The 18,450-nt window shown below is 73.1% G+C and carries 17 protein-coding genes and 1 pseudogene; 7 read left to right on the forward strand and 11 right to left on the reverse strand.

Features of this window, described 5'->3' with window-relative positions:
• Positions 1-15: 15 nt before the first annotated feature.
• From urtE to SXIM_RS02985, 6 genes are all read right to left on the reverse strand, one after another.
• Positions 16-708 (reverse strand): urea ABC transporter ATP-binding subunit UrtE, encoded by a 693-nt coding sequence (gene urtE, locus SXIM_RS02960; protein ID WP_030727761.1) that lies wholly within the window; start codon positions 706-708, stop codon positions 16-18.
• A complete protein-coding gene (gene urtD, locus SXIM_RS02965; protein WP_030727763.1) occupies positions 708-1,466 on the reverse strand; it encodes an urea ABC transporter ATP-binding protein UrtD in 759 nt (252 codons plus the stop codon). The genes urtE and urtD overlap by 1 nt, the downstream gene beginning before the upstream one ends.
• On the reverse strand, positions 1,463-2,524 hold the full coding sequence (urtC, locus tag SXIM_RS02970) for an urea ABC transporter permease subunit UrtC (RefSeq protein ID WP_043176935.1): 1,062 nt from the start codon (positions 2,522-2,524) through the stop codon (positions 1,463-1,465). Before urtC ends, urtD begins: the two co-directional genes overlap by 4 nt.
• Positions 2,521-3,417, reverse strand: coding sequence for an urea ABC transporter permease subunit UrtB (gene urtB, locus SXIM_RS02975; RefSeq protein ID WP_030727767.1), 897 nt, complete (start codon positions 3,415-3,417; stop codon positions 2,521-2,523). The genes urtC and urtB overlap by 4 nt, the downstream gene beginning before the upstream one ends.
• Entirely contained in the window at positions 3,414-4,664 is a 1,251-nt protein-coding gene (urtA, locus tag SXIM_RS02980; protein ID WP_046722868.1) for an urea ABC transporter substrate-binding protein, read from the reverse strand. Before urtA ends, urtB begins: the two co-directional genes overlap by 4 nt.
• A 156-nt stretch (positions 4,665-4,820) precedes the next feature.
• A complete protein-coding gene (locus SXIM_RS02985) occupies positions 4,821-5,915 on the reverse strand; it encodes a substrate-binding domain-containing protein (RefSeq protein WP_046722869.1) in 1,095 nt (364 codons plus the stop codon).
• 55 nt (positions 5,916-5,970) lie between these two features.
• Between SXIM_RS02985 and SXIM_RS02990 the strand changes: the two genes are divergently transcribed.
• Positions 5,971-6,423 carry a MarR family winged helix-turn-helix transcriptional regulator gene (locus SXIM_RS02990; RefSeq protein WP_043176936.1) on the forward strand — a complete coding sequence of 151 codons (453 nt, stop codon included), beginning with the start codon at positions 5,971-5,973 and terminating at the stop codon, positions 6,421-6,423.
• Between the two features lie 123 nt (positions 6,424-6,546).
• On the opposite strand, the gene SXIM_RS02995 is transcribed toward SXIM_RS02990, so the two are convergent.
• From SXIM_RS02995 to SXIM_RS03005, 3 genes are all read right to left on the reverse strand, one after another.
• Positions 6,547-7,668 (reverse strand): DUF2330 domain-containing protein, encoded by a 1,122-nt coding sequence (locus SXIM_RS02995; RefSeq protein WP_046722871.1) that lies wholly within the window; start codon positions 7,666-7,668, stop codon positions 6,547-6,549.
• A 19-nt stretch (positions 7,669-7,687) separates the two neighbouring features.
• Positions 7,688-9,340 (reverse strand): FAD-binding dehydrogenase, encoded by a 1,653-nt coding sequence (locus SXIM_RS03000; protein WP_030727782.1) that lies wholly within the window; start codon positions 9,338-9,340, stop codon positions 7,688-7,690.
• An 86-nt stretch (positions 9,341-9,426) separates the two neighbouring features.
• Positions 9,427-10,563: a PQQ-dependent sugar dehydrogenase gene (locus SXIM_RS03005; protein WP_246156827.1), complete on the reverse strand. Its 1,137-nt coding sequence runs from the start codon at positions 10,561-10,563 to the stop codon at positions 9,427-9,429.
• A 139-nt stretch (positions 10,564-10,702) separates the two neighbouring features.
• Between SXIM_RS03005 and SXIM_RS03010 the strand changes: the two genes are divergently transcribed.
• The 4 genes from SXIM_RS03010 to SXIM_RS03025 all read left to right on the forward strand — a co-directional run bounded on the left by SXIM_RS03010 (position 10,703) and on the right by SXIM_RS03025 (position 14,902).
• Positions 10,703-11,167: a MaoC family dehydratase gene (locus SXIM_RS03010; protein WP_030727788.1), complete on the forward strand. Its 465-nt coding sequence runs from the start codon at positions 10,703-10,705 to the stop codon at positions 11,165-11,167.
• Between the two features lie 163 nt (positions 11,168-11,330).
• Complete coding sequence (locus tag SXIM_RS03015) at positions 11,331-12,692, forward strand: NsdA family TPR-like regulatory protein (protein ID WP_053116073.1); 1,362 nt, start codon at positions 11,331-11,333, stop codon at positions 12,690-12,692.
• Positions 12,693-12,799: 107 nt separating this feature from the next.
• A complete protein-coding gene (gene hmgA / locus SXIM_RS03020) occupies positions 12,800-14,122 on the forward strand; it encodes a homogentisate 1,2-dioxygenase (protein ID WP_046722873.1) in 1,323 nt (440 codons plus the stop codon).
• A 24-nt stretch (positions 14,123-14,146) separates the two neighbouring features.
• Positions 14,147-14,902, forward strand: a complete 756-nt coding sequence (locus SXIM_RS03025; protein WP_030727798.1) for a GntR family transcriptional regulator — start codon at positions 14,147-14,149, stop codon at positions 14,900-14,902.
• 43 nt (positions 14,903-14,945) lie between these two features.
• Here the strand turns inward: SXIM_RS03025 and SXIM_RS03030 are convergent, their stop codons facing one another.
• On the reverse strand, positions 14,946-15,212 hold the full coding sequence (locus tag SXIM_RS03030) for a hypothetical protein (protein WP_043176938.1): 267 nt from the start codon (positions 15,210-15,212) through the stop codon (positions 14,946-14,948).
• Positions 15,213-15,390: 178 nt separating this feature from the next.
• On the opposite strand from SXIM_RS03030, the gene SXIM_RS03035 reads away from it, so the two are divergent.
• Together SXIM_RS03035 and SXIM_RS03040 are read left to right on the forward strand one after the other, a co-directional pair.
• Positions 15,391-16,575 (forward strand): DUF5925 domain-containing protein, encoded by a 1,185-nt coding sequence (locus SXIM_RS03035; protein ID WP_376048291.1) that lies wholly within the window; start codon positions 15,391-15,393, stop codon positions 16,573-16,575.
• A 41-nt stretch (positions 16,576-16,616) separates the two neighbouring features.
• Positions 16,617-17,197 (forward strand): annotated as a pseudogene (locus SXIM_RS03040) (NADAR family protein).
• On the opposite strand, the gene SXIM_RS03045 reads toward SXIM_RS03040, so the two are convergent.
• Positions 17,136-18,422 (reverse strand): MFS transporter, encoded by a 1,287-nt coding sequence (locus SXIM_RS03045; RefSeq protein ID WP_030727807.1) that lies wholly within the window; start codon positions 18,420-18,422, stop codon positions 17,136-17,138. The pseudogene SXIM_RS03040 and the gene SXIM_RS03045 overlap by 62 nt on opposite strands.
• Between the last annotated feature and the right edge of the window lie 28 nt (positions 18,423-18,450).

Here is an 18,450-nt window from a genome sequence, read left to right on the forward strand (position 1 = left end):
CCCGGTCCGCGGTCCTCACACCCGCAGCGCCTCCCGCACCGTCTCCTCCGCGCCGTCCTCCCCGGAGCCCGAGGAGGTGATCCGGCCGGCCTCCAGGACGTAGTAGCGCTGGGCGGCGCGCAGGGCGAAGCCCACGTGCTGCTCCACGAGCAGGACGGAAAGCCCGCCGCGGCCGCTCAGCTCGATGACGGTGCGCTGGATGTCGGCGACGACCGAGGGCTGGATGCCCTCGGTCGGCTCGTCCAGCAGCAGCAGCCGGGGGCGGGTGATCAGGGCGCGGGCGATGGCCAGTTGCTGGCGCTGGCCGCCGGAGAGCAGTCCGGCGCGGCGGGTGCCCAGCGTCCGCAGCGCGGGGAAGAGGTCCAGCGCCTCGGCCAGCGCCGCCCGGCCGTCAGCGCGGCCGTCGGCGACCAGCCGCAGGTTCTCCATCGCGGTCAGCTGCGGGAAGCTCTGCTGACCCTGCGGGACGTACGCCATGCCGCGCCGTACCCGCCGGTGGGCGGGGAGCCGGGTGATGTCCTCGCCCTCGAACCACACCCGCCCGGCCATGGGCCGCAGCAGGCCGAGCGCCGCGCGCAGCAGGGTGGACTTGCCGGCCCCGTTGTGGCCGAGGACGGCGGCCACCCCGTCTTCGGGGACCTCCAAAGACACGCCGTGCAGGACGCGGCTGCGGTCGTAGCCGGCCGCCAGTTCCTCGATGCGCAGCATCACGCCTCGCTTCCCGCCGGTGCGGTGACCACCGGCTCGCCGAGATAGACCTCCTGGACCCGGGGGTCGGCCCGGACCTCGGCCACGGTGCCCTCGCTGAGCACCCGGCCCGCGTGCAGCACCGTGACGCTGCGGGCGACGGCCCGCAGGAAGTCCATGTCGTGTTCGATGACGACGACGGTGCGGTCGGCCGCGATGCGCCGCAGGAGGGCACCGGTCGCCTCGCGTTCGGCGTGGCTCATGCCGGCGACCGGCTCGTCCAGGAGCAGCAGCCGCACGTTCTGCACCAGCAGCATGCCGATCTCCAGCCACTGTTTCTGGCCGTGGGCGAGTTCTCCGGCGGGCCGGTCGCGGTGGGCGGTGAGCCCGGTGGTCTCCAGGGCGGCGGCCACCTCGTCGGGGATGTTCCGGCGCTGCCGCAGCAGGGTGCGGACGGGCCGGCCGGCGCCGGCGGCGATGTCCAGGTTCTGCAGCACGGTGAGCTGTTCGAAGACGGTGGCGGTCTGGAAGGTGCGGCCGATGCCGAGCCGGGCGACGCGGTGGACGGGGCGGCCGAGCAGTTCGTGGTCGCCGAAGCGGACCGAGCCGGTGGCGGGGGCGAGTCCGGTGACGGCGTCCACCAGGGTGGTCTTGCCGGCTCCGTTGGGGCCGATGAGGAAGCGCAGGTCCCCGGGGCGGATGTCGAGGTCGACGCCGTCGACGGCGGTGAAGCCGTCGAAGGTGACCCGCAGGTCGCGGATGGTCAGCGGCGCGTTCACGCGGGGGTTCCCTCCGTACGGGTGCGGCGGCGGGTGAGCAGTTGCCGCAGCGAGGCCAGGCCGCCGGGCAGGAAGGCGATGACGACGATGAACAGGCCCGCCTGGAAGTACGTCCAGGCGGCGGGGAATTCCTCGGACAGGGTGGTCTGGGCCCAGGCGACGGCGATGGCGCCGAGCGCGGCCCCGGCGAGCGAGGCGCGCCCGCCGATGGCGGCGCCGATGACGAACTGGATGGAGGGCACGATGCCGATCAGCGCCGGCGAGATGATGCCGACCGCCGGGACGAACAGCGCGCCGGCCAGTCCGGCCATGCCGGCGGACAGGGTGTAGGCGGCGAGTTTGACCCGGGCCGGGTCGTAGCCGAGGAACCGGACGCGTTCCTCGGAGTCCCGTACGGCGACCAGCAGTTCTCCGTAGCGGGAGCGGAACAGCTGGCGGGTGATGAGCAGTACGGCGAGCAGCGTTCCGGCGATGACGAAGTACACCATCCGCTTGTTGAGTGGGTCGGCGAGGGCGAAGCCGAAGAAGCCCTGGAAGTTGGTGAGTCCGTTGGTGCCGCCGGTGGTGGCCTGCTGGCCGATGAGCAGGATGGCGAAGGCGGCGGCCAGGGCCTGGCTGAGGATCGCGAAGTAGGCGCCGCGCACCCGGCGTCGGAAGACGAGGAAGCCGATGAGGGCCGCGGTGGCCATCGGGAGCACCAGCACGGCGGCGAGTGCGAACAGCGGGTTGCGGAACGGCTCCCACCACCAGGGGAGTTCGCCGCCGCTGCCGTACAGCAGCATGAAGTCGGGCACGGCGCCGGGCCCGGCGTCGGCGAGCTTGAGGTGCATGGCCATGGCGTAGCCGCCCAGTCCGAAGAACAGGCCCTGGCCCAGGGTGAGCATGCCGCCGCGTCCCCAGGCGAGGGCGATGCCCACGGCGACGATGGCGAAGCAGAGGTAGCGGGCGAGCAGGGAGAGCCGGAAGTCGGAGAGGACGGCGGGGGCGACGGCGAACAGCAGCGCGGCGGTGAGCGCGAAGCCGGCCAGGGTGAGGACGCGGGATCGGGTGTCGGTCATGCCAGGCTCCGGGTGCGTACGGTGGAGATGCCCTGGGGCCGCCACTGGAGGAAGGCCACGATGGCGATGAGCACCGCGACCTTGGCGAGCGAGACGGTGGTGGAGTACTCGACGACCGCTTGCAGCACGCCCAGGGCGAAGGCGGCGATGACGGCGCCGCGCAGCCGGCCGATGCCGCCGACGACGACCACCAGGAAGGCGTCGATGATGATGTTGGTGCCCATGGTGGGGCCGATCGGGCCGATGAGGGTGAGGGCGACGCCCGCGACGCCGGCCAGTCCCGATCCGATGAAGAAGGTGAGCCGGTCGACGCGGGCGGTGGCGATGCCGGAGGCCTCGGCGAGTTCGCGGTGCTGGACGACTGCGCGGATCCGGCGGCCGAGCGGGGTGCGGCGCAGGGTGAGGGTGAGGGCGACGACGGCGGTCAGGGCCAGGGTGAGGATGAACAGCCGGGCGTGGGAGAGGGTGAGCGGGTGCTCGCCGCCGAACAGGGTGATGCGTCCGGTGAGCCATTCGGGCGCCCTGGTCTGCACGTTGGGGGCGCCGAAGATGTCGCGGGCGAGCTGCTGGAGCAGCAGGGAGACGCCCCAGGTGACGAGCAGGGTGTCCAGGGGGCGGGTGTACAGCCGCCGGATCAGGGCCCATTCGAGGAGGACGCCCAGGGCCCCGGCCACCGCGAAGGCGGCCGGGAGGGCGAGCAGCAGCGAGGTTCCGGCGTCCGTCAGGTGCTGTTGCAGGACGTAGGTGGTGTACGCGCCGGCCATGATGAACTCCCCGTGGGCCATGTTGATGACCCCCATCTGACCGAAGGTGAGGGAGAGTCCGAGGGCGATCAGCAGCAGGACGGCGCCGATGCTGATGCCGGTGAAGGACTGGCTGAGGATGACGGTCATCGGGCCAGGCCCTCGGCCCAGTCGTACTCCTTGAGGTAGGGGTCGGGCTTGATGGGCTGATCGGAGGACCAGATCTCGGCGATGGTGCCGTCGGCCTCGATGCGGCCGATGCGGTTGGTCTTGTGGAGGTGCTGGGTCTCGCCGTCGACGGTGACGGTGCCCTCGGGGGCGTCGAAGGTGATGCCGTCGGCGGCGGCGCGCACGTCGGCGACCTCGAAGGAGCCGGCCTCCTCGACCATCTCCTTCCACAGGTGGACGGAGGTGTAGGCGGCCTCCATCGGGTCGGAGGTGGGCCGGTCGGCGCCGTACTTCGCCTGGTAGGCGGCGACGAACGCCTCATTCGCCGGGGACTCGGTGGTCTGGTAGTAGTTCCAGGAGGTCAGCTGGCCGGTGAGGTACTGGGTGCCGATGCCCTTGACCTCTTCCTCGGCGATGGAGACGGACAGCACGGGCATGGTGTCGGCGGTGAGGCCGGCCGCGTCGTACTCCTTGAAGAAGGAGACGTTGCTGTCGCCGTTGAGGGTGTTGAAGACCGCGTCGGCGCCGGACGCCTCGACCTTGTTGGCGATGGTGGCGAACTCGGTGGAGCCCAGGGGGGCGTAGTCCTCGCCGAGGATCTCGATGCCGTGGGCCTCGGCGTACGCCTCGATGATCATGTTGGCGGTGCGGGGGAAGACGTAGTCGCTGCCGACGAGGTAGAGCGAGGCGACGCCCTGTTCGCGCAGGTAGTCCAGGGCGGGCACGATCTGCTGGTTGGTGGTGGCGCCGGTGTAGAAGATGTTGGGCGATTGTTCGAGGCCCTCGTACTGCACGGGGTAGAAGAGCAGCGCGCCGTGCTGTTCGAAGACGGGGAGCACGGCCTTGCGGCTGGCCGAGGTCCAGCAGCCGAAGACGGCGGCGACCTGGTCCTGCTGGATGAGCTTGCCGGCCTTCTCGGCGAAGGTGGGCCAGTCGGAGGCGCCGTCCTCGCCGATGGGCTCGATCTGTTTGCCGAGGACGCCGCCGTCCGCGTTGATCTCCTCGATGGCCAGGAGGATGGCGTCGCGGACGGTCACCTCGCTGATGGCCATGGTGCCGGAGAGCGAGTTGAGCAGGCCCACCTTGATGGTGTCGCCCGAGGTGTCGATGGTGGCGGCCCCTGGGGCCGTGTCCTCGTCCCCGGTACGGGCGCCGCAGCCGCTGAGCGCGGCGGCGGTGGCCAGGGCGAGAACGCATGAGGCCAGACGGTATCCCCGGGCTGTGGGCATCGCGGTTCCTCCTCGGCCCTTGCGGAAGGGCCTGCACGATCGGAAGTTGCCGCCGGGCAGCGCCGCCCGGCGAGGGCATGCCACAGCTTTGGAGGGAGCCGTTTCCGGGGAATGTCACGTTCATTAATACTTCCGTCCGGAAGTATTAATGGTCCGTCAGCCGGTCCACGCGTCCAGGTCGGCGGTCACCCGGAAGTCCAGGCCGTCCGCCTCCGCGAGATAGATGCGCTGCCGTACATGACGGCCGGTCAGCCGCAGGATGCCCCGGGCGCCCTCGTAACTGACCTCCTGCGCCGTGCCCTCGATCGCCGGGACCGCCCAGGACCCGGCCCGCGCGATCAGCGCCGCCAGCAGCAGCACGCCCTCGTAGCAGGACTCCCCCAGGCTGCTGGGCGCCGGGGCCGCCGGGCCGAAGCGCCCCGCGTACCGGCCGTGGAAGTCCAGGGTGTCGGCGGTGGCCAGTGCCCCGAAGAAGCCGGCCGTCGCGGACAGGTTCCGGGTGCCGGCCACCCCGGAGGCGACCAGCATGTTCTCGTCCATCAGGGTGGACAGCCGCAGCGCCCGCTGATCCAGGGCGGCGGCTCCGAAGGCCCGGTTGAACCGCACCGCGTCACTGCCCACCAGCAGCATCAGCACGGCGTCCGCCTCGCTGCGCTCGATCGCGCGCAGGGGCGCCGCGAAGTCGTCGGTGCCCAGCGGAAGATAGCTCTCGCCGCAGATCACCGTCCCCGACTCGCGGGCGTAGCGGTGGGCGGCCCGGGCGGTGTGCCGGGGCCAGACGTAGTCGTTGCCGACCACGTACCAGCGGCGCACCCGGCGTTCGGCGGCCAACAGCCGCATGGCGGGCCGCAGCTGGCCGCCGGGTGTCTCGCTGGTGAGGTAGACGCCGGTGGTGTTCTCACCGCCCTCGTACAGGGCGGTGTAGACGTACGGGACCCGGTGGGCGATCAGCGGGGCCAGGGCCCGGCGCACCGAGGAGATGTGCCAGCCGGTGACACCCTGCACGGCGCCCGCCTCGATGAGGGCGCACACCTCGGCGGCCACCCGGTGCGGGGGCGCGCCGCCGTCCACGGTGACCAGCCGCAGCGCGCGTCCCATGACGCCTCCGGCCGCGTTGACCTCCTCGGCGGCGAGTTGGGCGCACAGTTCGCAGCCCGGACCGAAGATCCCGGCCGGGCCCTGCCGCGGCACGACCAGGGCGACGCCGAGGGTGCCGGTGGCGGCGGGGGCGAGCTGTTCCCGGTACGTCACCCGGCCATCATGGCGCGGTTTGTAGGATGGTCGTTCCCGCGGCCCGAGGAGCGAGATGCCCGCTGACGATCTGGCCACGCTGCTCACCCGAGCCGAACGGCTCGCGGTCCGCCGGCTGCGTGCCGTGCTGGAGGGCACGGGCTGCACGGTGGACGCCTGGCGGGTGCTGTCGCTGCTCGCGGACGGCGAGGGGCACGGCATGACGGCCATCGCCGAGCGGGTGCTGCTGCCGCCGCCCACCCTGACCCGGCTGGTGGATCAGCTGGTGGACGACGGTCTGGTGCACCGTCGCGTGGACCCGCTGGACCGGCGGCGGGTGCTGGCCGCGCTGACCCCGCGCGGCACCGAGCACTGGCGGCGGCTGGACGGCCTGGTGCGCGCGGACAACCCCGAACTGCCGGGCGGTGGCGCGGACGAGGAACTGCTCAGCGCCCTGCTGGCCCGCCTGATCACCCGTCTCGAAGAGGTCGGGGACTCCTCCGCCCCCCGGCTCCCGGCCGGTACCTGAGCGCGGGCCGCCTGGCCCGGGGCCGCCGGCCGGTGCGCCGGGGCAGCGGCCCCGCGCGGCAGCGGTTCGTCGGCGAAGGCCACCGCGGTCAGTGCGGTGGACAGCCCTGGCAGGGCGAAATGATCAGCTCCAGGCCGGTTCCTTCCGTCGCCGCCACTGCCGCACGGCCCACACCACGGGCACCAGGGCCAGGACGACCACGGCCCCGGTGGTGAGCTGCCAGGCGGGGACGCCGAACCAGTGCAGCAGCCGGTCGTCGTAGTACACCCTGCGGAACTCGGTGTCCTCGGCCGTGCGGCGCAGCACGTGGTCGCCCTCGATCAGTCCCGGCCGGGCGAACTCCTGGCGGATCACGGTGAGGAAGGCGTCCTCGCCCGCCAGGTCGCGCAGCGGGCCGGGCGAGGGGGTGAGGCGTCCGGCGAAGGTGACCTCGGGCTGATCGCCGCCGAGGGTGGAGGCGGGCTCCATGCGGTGGGCGGACAGGACGTAGAGGGTCAGCAGTTGCTCGGTCTCGGCCAGCCGGGACAGCCGCATGGGGTAGACGAGTTCGTCGGAGGCGAAGGTGAGGCTGATGGGGTCCAGGGTGCCGCCCAGGACCGCGTCCTGCTCGCCGGGCGCGTCCGGGGCGAGCCGCAGCGCCACGTACTCCCACTCCTGCTCGACGTAGGGGGTGAGTTCGGCGGCCATGTCCGCGGGGAGGGTGAAGCCGTTGTCCCGCAGCCACTCCTCCAGCGCGGTGGGGTCGGTGGCGGTCAGCCGGGCCACGTCGAAGGGGCCCAGGCGGTCCCGGCTGACCACCCCCACGGGGGGCGCGCCCGTGTCGGGCGCCGCGCCCGCCATCGCGCCGTCGCCCTCCTCGCCGCGCGGCCAGTCACCCGGGCGCGGCCAGAAGTAGAAGCGGTCGCGGTACTCGGGGGCGGCGGCCGACCACAGTTCGTCGAACAGCCCGGGGTCGCCGAGGGAGACCTCGGCACGGCTGGGCACCGGCATGATCCAGGCGGCCTCGGCGGCGTCCCCGCCCACCGTCAGGCTCATGACGATCTGTTCGGTCTCGCCGTCCCAGCGCACCGCCGAGGTCTCCTCCTCGACCGTGAGCCGCTGCCCGGGGCCGGTGACCATGCCGCCGCAGCCGCACGCGTACGCGGGCCAGGCGACGGCCACCAGTTGGGTGGCCAGCAGCAGCAGGACGAGCAGAACCGACCTGCGGGCCGTGCTCAGGACCGGTGCACGGGCCGGTGTACGCATGTCTCCCCCTCAGTGTTGCCTACAGCGCGCGGGCGGCGGCACGGCCGGCCGCGCGGCCGGAGAACAGGCAGCCGCCCAGGAACGTCCCCTCCAGGGAACGGTATCCGTGCATGCCGCCGCCGCCGAAGCCGGCCGCCTCGCCGGCCGCGTACAGGCCGGGCAGCGGTTCGCCGTCCTCGCCCAGGACCCGGCCGCCGAGGTCGGTGAGCAGGCCGCCGAGCGTCTTGCGGGTGAGCAGGTTCAGCCGGACGGCGATCAGCGGGCCGGCCTTGGGGTCGAGCAGCCGGTGCGGGGCGGCCACCCGGATGAGCTTGTCGCCGAGGTAGCGCCGGGCCCCGTGCACCGCGGTCAGCTGGAGATCCTTGGAGAACGGGTTGCCGATCTCCCGGTCACGTGCCTCGATCTCACGGCGCAGCAGGGCCTCGTCGATCAGTCCGTCGCCGGTGACGCCGTTCATGCCGCGGGCCAGCGCGGCCGGGTCGCCCGCGACGACGAAGTCCGCGCCGTGCTCCAGGAACGCGCGCACCGGGGCGGGGGCGCCCGACCGTGCCCGTCCCAGGACCTGGCGCACACTCTTGCCGGTCAGGTCCGGGTTCTGTTCGGAGCCGGAGAGGGCGAACTCCTTCTCGATGATGCGCTGGGTGAGCACGAACCAGGTGTATTCGTGTCCGGTGCGCATGATGTGTTCGAGGGTGCCGAGGGTGTCGAAGCCGGGGAAGAGCGGCACGGGCAGCCGTTTGCCGGTGGCGTCCAGCCACAGCGAGGACGGTCCGGGCAGGATGCGGACGCCGTGCCGGGCCCACACCGGATTCCAGTTGTGGATGCCCTCCGTGTAGTGCCACATCCGGTCCCGGTTGACCAGGCGCGCCCCGGCCCGTTCGGCGATGCCCAGCATCAGGCCGTCGACGTGCGCGGGCACCCCGGTGAGCATCCGGCGCGGGGCGGTGCCCAGCCGCTGGGGCCAGTGGGCGCGCACCAGTTCGGGGTTGCCGCCGATGCCGCCGGTGGTGATGACGACGGCCTGGGCGCGCAGTTCGAAGGCGCCGGCCACCTCGCGGCTGCTGGCCGCTCCGCGCGGCACGGAGTCGGGGGTGAGCACCTCGCCGGTGACGGTGTCCACGGTGCCGTCGGTGGTGGCCAGTGCGGTGACCCGGTGCCGGAAGCGCAGGTCCACCAGACCGGTGGCCGCGGCCTCCCTGACCCGGCGTTCGAAGGGGGCGAGCAGGCCGGGACCGGTGCCCCAGGTGATGTGGAAGCGGGGTACGGAGTTGCCGTGCCCGCCGGCGTCGCCGCCGCCGCGCTCGGCCCAGCCGACGACGGGGAAGAAGCGCACCCCCTGGCCGTGCAGCCAGGCGCGCTTCTCCCCCGCGGCGAACTCGGTGTAGGCGCGGGCCCAGCGGCGCGGCCAGGTGTCCTCCTCGCGGTCGAAGCCCGCCGTGCCCTGCCAGTCCTGCCAGGCGAGTTCGCGGCTGTCGCGGATGCGCAGCCGGCGCTGCTCGGGTGAGTTGACGAGGAACAGGCCGCCGAAGGACCAGTGGGCCTGGCCGCCCAGGGACGCCTCGGGTTCCTGGTCGAGCAGGATCACCGTGCGGCCGGCCGAGGCCAGTTCGGCGGTGGCGACCAGCCCGGCGAGGCCGGCTCCGATCACGATCACGTCGGCGTCGTACGCCATGCCTGCCCCGCCCCATCGCCTCGGCCCCGGACTGGCTTCAGATCTTGGGCGCCCGGCGGGCCGCCGTCAACCTTCGGTGCGTGCCGCTACTGAAGGGTGACCCGGTGCACGGCGTCGCCGCCGGGGCCGTTGGAGGTGGACAGCCACAGGGCGTCGCCCGAGGGGGTGCTGAGGACGGTGCGCTGCCGGCCGACTTCGCCCTGGTAGTACGCCTGGGGGGTGCCGGTGTCGGTGCCCTCCACCGGGATGCGCCACAGCCGCTGGCCGCGCAGCGCGGCCATGTAGAGGGAGCCGTCCGCGTAGGCGAGGCCGCTGGGGGACGCCTCCGCGGTGGACCAGGTCTCCTTGGGATCGGTGAACCCCTCCCGGCCGCACACGCCTTCGCACTCGGGCCAGCCGTAGTTGGCGCCGGGCTCGATGAGGTTGAGTTCGTCCCAGGTGTTCTGGCCCAGTTCGGAGGACCACAGGCGCCCTTCGTCGTCCCAGGCCAGGCCCTGGGCGTTGCGGTGGCCCAGGCTGTAGACGGGGGTGCCGAAGGGGTTGCCGGGGGCGGGGTCGCCGTCGGTGGTGATGCGCAGGATCTTGCCCTCCAGGGCGGCGGGGTCCTGGGCGAGTCGCGGGACGGCGGCGTCGCCGGTGGTGGCGTAGAGGTGGCCGTCGGGCCCGAAGGCGAGCCGGCCGCCGTTGTGGATGCTCGCCTTGGCGATGCCGGTGAGGATGGTCTCGTAGCCGCCGAGGGTGTCGCCGTCCCAGGTCAGGCGGGCGATGCGGTTGTCGCCCGCCGCGGTGTGGAAGACGTACAGCGTCCGGTCGGTGGCGAAGCCGGGGGACACGGCGAGGCCCAGCAGTCCGCCCTCGCCGCCGTGCACGACGTCGGGGACGGTGCCGATGACCGTGCGGGTGCCGTCCGGGGCGAGATGCACGACGCGGTGGGTGTCGCGTTCGGTGTACAGGGCGGAGCCGTCCGGCAGCCAGTCGGCGCCCCAGGGCATCGACCAGCCCGCGGACAGTTCCTCGAGGCCGGCGGGCTCGCTGAACGCGCCGGGCGGGGTGGCCTGACCGGGGCCGGTGGCCGGGGCGCTGGTGGTGGGGGCCTCGTCGGGGGTCTCGTCCCGGGTCTCGGTGGCGCAGGCACCGCCGGCGGTCAGCAGTGAGACGGTGAGGGCGGCGACGGCGGTGACAACGGTTGTTCTGGCCCGGTGGGCGCGCATGGCATCTCCCATGTCCCTGGTGAGTACGGCAGTTCGAACCAGCCCCCACGGCGCTCCCGATCAGATCACCGGCCGCGCGCACCGTCAATGGGGGCGCTCCCGGCGGCTCCGGGGCGTTGACAGTGGTGAAGGCCGTCAGCATGCTGGGCGGATGGCGGAGCCGCGGATCTTTGCGTCGGTCGATGAACTGCGGGGCGCCTCCGGCGCCCACCTGGGGACCAGTGACTGGCTGGAGGTCGACCAGCGGCGGATCGACCTGTTCGCCGAGGCGACGGGCGATCACCAGTGGATCCATGTGGATCCGGAGCGGGCGGCCGGTGGCCCGTTCGGCTCGACGGTCGCGCACGGCTATCTCACGCTGGCCCTGCTGCCCGAGTTCGTGCGCCGGCTGATCCGGGTGGAAGGGACCAGGCTGGCCGTCAACTACGGAGTGAACCGGGTGCGGTTCCCCGCCCCGGTGCCGGTGGGCTCGCGGCTGCGCGGCACGGCGGGGATCCATGAGGTGGTGCAGGTGCCCGGGGACGGGGTGCAGCTCACCCTCACGGTGACGGTGGAGCGCGAGGGCGGGCACAAGCCGGTGTGCGTGGCGGAGACGGTCACCCGGTACTTCCTCTGACGCCGGGCCGCTCCCGCGATCCGTGCGCGGTCGCACGCTCCTCCCCAAGGGTGACATCGCACTGAAATTCTTACCCAATGGTGTGATATTGGGTCAGAATCGGGCGAGCTTGTGCGCCGATGCGCCCTGCCACCCGTGCCCCCGGTTGTGAGACCAAGAAGGCATGACGGAACGGCGCGGCCCCAATGACCAGCTGCGAGCACTGCTGCGGGAGGCCGGCTGGACACAGGCGGACCTGGCCCGCGCGGTCAACGCCGTCGGTGCCGAGGCCGGCACCGCGCTGCGCTACGACCGCACGGCCGTCGCGCACTGGCTCTCCGGCACCCAGCCCCGGCACCCCGTCCCCCAGCTGATCGCCGAGGCGCTGTCGCGGCGCACCGGACGGCCGCTCACCGTGCGCGAGGCCGGCTTCCCCGGCGGGCCGACACCCCCCGCCACCGGCCCGCAGGCCGCCCGGCGGACCGGCCCCGTACCCCGCTTCGCCCAGCTGTGCCGCACGGACGCGGACGGCGGACGGCGTGCCTCCCTGCTGCGGCAGCGTCCCTACCGGGTGGCGGACTCCGCGGTACCGCTGCCGGTACCCGGGCCCCGGCCGCCTGTGCCGGAAGGGCCGCCCGCCGAGGCCACCCGCGCGCTGCACGAGGCGACGGTGTTCTTCGCCACCGCCATGCGCACCCACGGCGGGCGGCACGCCCGCGGCGCGCTCGCTCTGCATCTCGCCGAGGACGTCGCCCCGTTGCTGGTCGTACCGGGGCGGCCCCCGGCCACCCGCGCCGAACTGCTCACCGGCGCCGCCCGGCTGGCCTTCGTCCTGGCCCGGATGTACGAGGACGGCCAGCGGCACGGGCTCGCCCAGCGGTACTTCACCAGCGCCCACCAGCTGGCGGGCGAGGCCGGGGACCGGGCCACCTGGAGCATCGTGCTGCGGGCGATGAGCGGGCAGGCGCAGCGGCTGGGCCAGCTGCCCTCCGCGCTGCGGCTGGCCGAGGCCGCCGCCCGTACCGCCCGCTGGGCACCGCCCGCGCAGCAGTCGTACATCCAGGCGCAGCTGGGCGTCGTGCTGGCGCACTGCGGGGACCGGCGCGGCGCCCTCCGGGCGCTGGTGCGGGCCGAGCACGCGGGGCAGCGGGCGGAGGAGCAGGGGCCGGGGACCGGGGGCCCGTTCGACCGCTATCCCCGCTGGTGCCTGCTGTACCAGACCGCGCTGACGCTGGAGGCGCTCGGCGATCTGCCGGGCGCGCTGGCGGCGCTGCGCCGCGGGGCGGCCGAGCGGCCCGCCGCCGATGTCCGCGGCCACGCGCTCACCCAGGCGAGATGCGGTCGGCTCCTGCTGCGCGCGGGGCATCTGGAGGAGGCGTGCGCGGCCTGGGAGGCGTTCGTGACCGGCCGGGAGCGGCTGCGCTCGGGCGATGTGGAGCTGGCGCTGCGCGCGATGCGGCAGGTGCTGCGCCCGTACCGGGGCCGGCCACGGGTGGCCAGGCTGCTGGCGCGGTCCGGGCGGCCGGCCGGGGAGGGCGGATTCTGAACAAAGGATTCACCACCGGAACCCGTCCGGGTAGTTGACTTGCCACCCTTCGATTCCTACGGTCTCTCACAGGAATGATCGTCGGGACCGATGGGCGGGAGCACGCCATGGGCAGCGGACAGCGAACGACGGTGGCGGCCGGCGACGGAATCCGCTACTCCACGGGATTCGGCAACGAGCACTCCAGTGAGGCCGTCCCCGGCGCACTGCCCATCGGCCGCAACTCCCCGCAGCGCGCCCCACTGGGCCTGTACGCCGAGCAACTGAGCGGCAGCGCCTTCACCGAGCCGCGCGACACCTCGCGCCGCTCCTGGCTGTACCGCATCAGGCCCTCGGCGGCGCACCCCCCGTACACCCGGATCAGCCAGGGCGCCCTGCGCGGGACGCCGTTCGACGAGACGGTGCCCGACCCGAACCGGCTGCGCTGGGACCCGCTGCCCGAGCCGCCCGCCGGCACCGACTTCGTCGCCGGGCTGTGGACCCTGGGTGGCAACGGGGACATCCGGCAGCGCTCCGGGATGGCGGTGCACCTTTACCACGCCAACGCCTCCATGCGGGACCGGGTGTTCGGCAACGCCGACGGCGAACTGCTGATCGTCCCGGAGCGCGGCACCGTGCTGCTGCGCACCGAGTTCGGCGTGCTGGAGGCCGGCCCCGGGCACATCGCGCTCATCCCGCGCGGGGTGCGCTTCCGGGTGGAGCTGCCGGACGGCGCGGCGCGCGGGTACGTCTGCGAGAACTACGGCCGCCCCTTCGTCCTGCCGGAGCTCGGCCCCATCGGTGCCAACGGCCTGGCCGCCGCCCGGGACTTCGAGGCGCCGGTGGCCGCCTACGAGGACGTCGAACGCCCGGTCGAGGTGATCACCAAGTTCTGCGGCCATCTGTGGGCCGCCGTCCACGACCACTCGCCGCTGGACGTGGTGGCCTGGCACGGCAGCCACGTGCCCTACCGCTACGATCTGCGCCGCTTCAACGTCATCGGCTCGATCAGCTACGACCACCCCGACCCGTCCATCTTCACCGTGCTGACCTCGCCCTCGGACACCCCGGGCCTGGCCAACGCCGACTTCGTGGTGTTCGCGCCGCGCTGGCTGGTGGGTGAGGACACCTTCCGCCCGCCGTACTTCCACCGCAATGTGATGAGCGAGTACATGGGCCTGATCGAGGGCGCCTACGACGCCAAGGCCGAGGGCTTCGTCCCGGGCGGCGGCTCACTGCACAACATGATGTCGGCGCACGGTCCCGACCGCGAGACCTTCGAACGGGCCAGCGCCGCCGAGCTCGTACCGGCGAAGGTGGCGGACGGCCTGGCCTTCATGTTCGAGACCCGCTGGCCGGTGACGCTGAGCGCGGCGGCGGTCGGCGAGCACCGTCCGCAACATGGATACGACAATGTGTGGGAGGGTCTTCAACGGCACTTCACCGCCTGAGCCCCCCAGTTCCCGGAGCGCGCCGTGACCGTCTTCGCCCCCGACTCCCTCGAACTGAACCGCAAGCTGCCCTTGTGGTATCAGGTCTCGCAGTCGCTGCGGGCGTCCATACTCGGCCGCCCGCCGCAGGCACCACTGCGGCTGCCCACCGAGGAACAGCTCGCCGAGCACTACGGGGTGTCCGTCCTCACCATGCGGCAGGCGCTCAAGGAGCTGGAGCTGGAAGGGCTGATCAGCCGGCACCGGCGGCGCGGCACCTTCATCGAACCGGCGGCCAGGCCCGGTTCACCGGTACGGCTGCTCGGCTCGGTGGACGCCATCGTGGCCCAGCAGTCGGGCGAGACCACCACCTTGCTCGAACACGGCCCGGTGCCGGTCCCGGTGGAGGTGGCACCGTACTTCCCCGGCCTCGCCGAAGTCGTCGCCTTCCGGCGGCTGCGGTATGACCGGGAGAGCGGAGAAGCCGCCAACTGGGCGGAGAATTTGCTCCACCCGGAGGTCGCCGCGCGCATTCGGCCCGAGGATCTGGAACGCTGGCCGATGACCAGGGTGCTGCGGGACGTCGCGGGAGTGACGGTGGGTCGGATCGCCAACACGGTTCAGGCACGGCTGGCCGACCCGACCACCTCGCAGCTGCTCGCGGTGCCGCTGCTGAGCCCGATCCTGCACATCACGGGGGTGGTGTACGACGAGAACGGACGCACCGTGGATGTCGCGCGCATCCACTACCGGGGCGACCGCTTCTCCTTTGCCGTATCGGTGGACTCCTCCCCCGAGTGACGCGTGAGAGACCAGGCGGCTGGTACGGAAGTGACGTTCCGTATCAGCCGTGACTGCCGAAGAGCGTACGCCGCAGCCTCCGCAGCGGGGTGAACAGCCGCACCCGGGCACCACGCGTGGTGGTGTTCCTGGTGGACTGCCGATCCCGCGTCGTCAGCTCGCGCATCAGCGTGGTGGCCTCTTCGGTCTCGCGCGCCGGCACGGCAGGTCCGGACAGCACGCTCAGATGGCGTTCCAGGCGCGTAGAGCTTGCGCCGCTCCCGCAATCGATCGCAGGCACTCGGGGCCTGCCGCGTGTTATCTGCTCCATGACTCTCCCACCCGTACGAGGGCACCCGGTCCGGGCAGAGTAACCCTAACGCCCCCCGAGTGCGCGCGGGTATCCCGGTCCCAGCTTTCACCTTTCCCCACAAGGGTGTTGACGAACATCGTCCTTGCGCGCTTTTGCGTCAGAAATCCGGGTGCGCACCGGGCCGGCGCGGGCAATCATGGCGGGCATGACTCCCGTTCCCCCGCCCGCCCGACCCGGAGAGGAGCCCGCCCTGCCCGTCACCATCACCGACAGCACCGCGCCCGCCGACATCGTCGACATGCTGCTGGTCAGCGAATTCGCCTCGGGACGGCTCCCGTACGCGCGCAGCCGCCGGCTGGAAAAGGTGCGCAGGCACCACCCGCTGGTCCCCGACGGCGCCGAGGTGCACCGCACGGTGCGCGGCGACGACACCTATGCCGTGCTGGCGAGCGGGCCTGGCTGGATGCTGCGTTCGCGGCGCTGGACGTACGGCGCCCAGGTGACCGTGATCGCCGAAAGTGATGAACTCGCGCAGCAGGTCCTCAAGCAGACGGTCACCGGTGCCGAAGCGCCGCCGGACCCCGATCCGGGGAACGTGACCATGGGCTTCTGGCATTTCTCCCCCGGTGGCCGCGGCGCGGTGCGTACCACCCGGCGGATCGCGGCGGAGAGCTGGGAGACCGTGCGCCCCGGGTACTCGGCGCCGGTGGCGCGGGCCATGGACGACCTGATGGGGGTCACGGCCGCCGATGTGGCCGGCCGGCTGCTGCTGCTCCACGGGCCGCCGGGCACCGGCAAGACCTCGGCGCTGCGCACCCTGGCCCGCTCCTGGCGGGATTGGTGCCAGGTGGACTGCGTGCTGGACCCCGAGCGGCTGTTCTCCGAGGTCGGCTATCTGATGGACGTGGTCATCGGGGACGACGAGGAGGACGAGGACGGCGGCGAGGACGCGCTGCGGTACGAGGAGGAGCCGGCCGGGGAGGGGCAGCCGACACGGCGGGACCGCTGGCGGCTGCTGATCCTGGAGGACTGCGACGAACTGATCAGGGGCGGCGCGAAGGACGCGGCGGGCCAGGCGCTGTCCCGGCTGCTGAACCTCACCGACGGGCTGCTGGGGCAGGGCCGCCGGGTGCTGGTGGGCATCACCACCAACGAGGACCTGGAGCGGCTGCATCCGGCGGTGGTACGGCCCGGGCGCTGTCTGGCGCGGATCGAGGTGGGGCCGCTGACCCGCCCGGAGGCGGTGGCGTGGCTGGGCACCGAGGAGGGGGTGCCGCGCGCCGGGGCCACGCTGGCGGAGCTGTACGCGCTGCGCCGGGGCACCGCGCCCACGGCGGTGGCGCCGCTGCCCTCGCGCGCGGAGGCGGGGTTGTATCTGTAGGAGCCGACAGGGTGTCAGTGGCCGTTCGTAGGGTGAGGGACATGGTGAGGAACACGGGGCTGCCGGGCGAGACTCTCGCGGCGGAACTGGCGGCCGGGGCCGCGCGCGGTGAACGGCTGAAGTACCTGTACTTCTGGGGGCACCGGCCGCAGCGGGACGGCAGCGTGGGGCGGGCTGTCTGAGCCAGTGGTGGCCCGCGCCGTTCACCGTGGCCGGGGAGACCTACGCCACCGCCGAGCACTGGATGATGGCGGGCAAGGCGCGGCTGTTCGGGGACGAGGAGGCGCGCGCGGAGGTGCTGGCCGCGGGTCATCCCCGCGACGCCAAGGCCGCGGGCCGCACGGTGCGCGGCTTCGACGAGGAGCGCTGGCGCGCGGAGCGGTTCGCCGTCGTGGTGGAGGGCAGCGTTCACAAATTCGGGCAGCACCCGGCGCTGGGGGCCTATCTGCTGGGCACCGGGGAGCGGGTGCTGGTGGAGGCCAGCCCGGTGGACCCGGTGTGGGGCATCGGTCTTGCGGCCGACGATGCCCTCGCACAGGACCCGGCCCACTGGCGTGGGCTCAATCTGCTGGGTTTCGCGCTGATGGCGGCACGGGAGCGGCTGCGGGCTCCGCAGCCGTAGCCGGAGCCGCCGGTACGGGGCCGGCCGGGGTCCTCGGCCTGCGGGCGGCGGAGGCCAGGGTGCTGACGAGCAGCGCCACGGCGGCGACGGCGAGCATGGCGTGGCGCAGTCCGGTGTGTTCACCGAGCAGCCCCAGCAGCGGGGGCCCGGCGAGGAAGGCCAGATAGGCGATGGTGGCCACGGCGCTCACCCGGGCGGCGGCGTGGTGCGGGCTGTCGCCGGCGGCGGAGAGGGTGACCGGGAAGCCGAGGGAGGCGCCCAGGCCCCACAGCACCACGGCGGCGGCGGCCAGCGCGGGGTGCGGGGCGAAGACGACGACGAGGATGCCGATGGCGGCCAGGACGGCGCTGCCGCGGACCACGGTGACCCGGCCGAGCCGGGCGAGCACGAACTCCCCGCCGAACCGGCCGGTCGCCATGGCGGCGGCGAACAGGGTGTAGACCAGCGAGCCGGTGGTGGCGTTCAGCTCGTAGCCGTCGACCATGATCAGCGGCAGCCAGTCGTTGGCGGCGCCCTCGGCCAGGGCCATGCCGAGCACGATCGCGCCCAGCATCAGGGTGCGCGGCTCGCGCCACACCGCGAGCCGTTCCGCCCTGGTCAGGCGCGGCTCGTCGGTGGACGCCGCGCCCTCGCGGCCGGTGCCGGCCGGCAGTTGCCGTACCGCCCAGGCGGCGGCCGGGGCGCACAGGGCGGTCACCAGCCACAGATGCCAGGCGACGGAGAAGTCGACGGCGGTCAGCGCGATGCCGGTGGCGGCGCCGACGACGGTGCCGGCGCTGAAGCAGCCGTGCAGGGCGGGCAGCACGGAGCGGGACAGGGCCCGTTCCACGGCGGCGCCCTCGATGTTGACGGCGATCTCCATCAGGCCGCTGCCGGCGCCGAAGATCACCAGGGCGACGAACACCAGCCAGGCGGAGCCGGTGGCCGCGCCGATCCCCACCAGCAGGGGGCCGAGCAGCAGAACGCCGATGCCGGCAGCGGTGACGGGCCGGCCGCCGAACCGGGCGACGAGCTGCCCCGAGCTGAGCACTCCGGTCATGGCGCCGACCGAGAGGCCGAAGATGACCAGGCCCATTCCGGCGGTGGAGGCGCCGATGGCGTCACGGATGTCGGGGGTGCGGGTGATCCAGGACGACATGGAGACGCCGACGATCACGAAAAGGACGAAGAGCCCGGCGCGCCAGCGGCGGATGTCGCTGAGCGGCTGCTCCTTCCTGCTGGTCATGAGGTCCTCTCGCAGGGACGTTCGAGTG

Source organism: Streptomyces xiamenensis, from assembly GCF_000993785.3.
GTDB lineage: Bacteria > Actinomycetota > Actinomycetes > Streptomycetales > Streptomycetaceae > Streptomyces > Streptomyces xiamenensis.

Bases quoted from the DNA above. Each gene is read 5' to 3' on its own strand.
- SXIM_RS03005 (WP_246156827.1), bottom strand. From the start codon at position 10,563: ATGGGAGATGCCATGCGCGCCCACCGGGCCAGAACAACCGTTGTCACC.
- SXIM_RS02990 (WP_043176936.1), top strand. From the start codon at position 5,971: ATGCCCGCTGACGATCTGGCCACGCTGCTCACCCGAGCCGAACGGCTC.
- SXIM_RS03030 (WP_043176938.1), bottom strand. From the start codon at position 15,212: ATGGAGCAGATAACACGCGGCAGGCCCCGAGTGCCTGCGATCGATTGC.
- urtE (WP_030727761.1), bottom strand. From the start codon at position 708: ATGCTGCGCATCGAGGAACTGGCGGCCGGCTACGACCGCAGCCGCGTC.
- SXIM_RS03015 (WP_053116073.1), top strand. From the start codon at position 11,331: ATGACGGAACGGCGCGGCCCCAATGACCAGCTGCGAGCACTGCTGCGG.
- hmgA (WP_046722873.1), top strand. From the start codon at position 12,800: ATGGGCAGCGGACAGCGAACGACGGTGGCGGCCGGCGACGGAATCCGC.
- SXIM_RS03035 (WP_376048291.1), top strand. From the start codon at position 15,391: ATGGCGGGCATGACTCCCGTTCCCCCGCCCGCCCGACCCGGAGAGGAG.
- SXIM_RS03045 (WP_030727807.1), bottom strand. From the start codon at position 18,422: ATGACCAGCAGGAAGGAGCAGCCGCTCAGCGACATCCGCCGCTGGCGC.
- urtA (WP_046722868.1), bottom strand. From the start codon at position 4,664: ATGCCCACAGCCCGGGGATACCGTCTGGCCTCATGCGTTCTCGCCCTG.
- urtC (WP_043176935.1), bottom strand. From the start codon at position 2,524: ATGACCGACACCCGATCCCGCGTCCTCACCCTGGCCGGCTTCGCGCTC.
- SXIM_RS02995 (WP_046722871.1), bottom strand. From the start codon at position 7,668: ATGCGTACACCGGCCCGTGCACCGGTCCTGAGCACGGCCCGCAGGTCG.
- SXIM_RS03010 (WP_030727788.1), top strand. From the start codon at position 10,703: ATGGCGGAGCCGCGGATCTTTGCGTCGGTCGATGAACTGCGGGGCGCC.
- urtB (WP_030727767.1), bottom strand. From the start codon at position 3,417: ATGACCGTCATCCTCAGCCAGTCCTTCACCGGCATCAGCATCGGCGCC.
- SXIM_RS03000 (WP_030727782.1), bottom strand. From the start codon at position 9,340: ATGGCGTACGACGCCGACGTGATCGTGATCGGAGCCGGCCTCGCCGGG.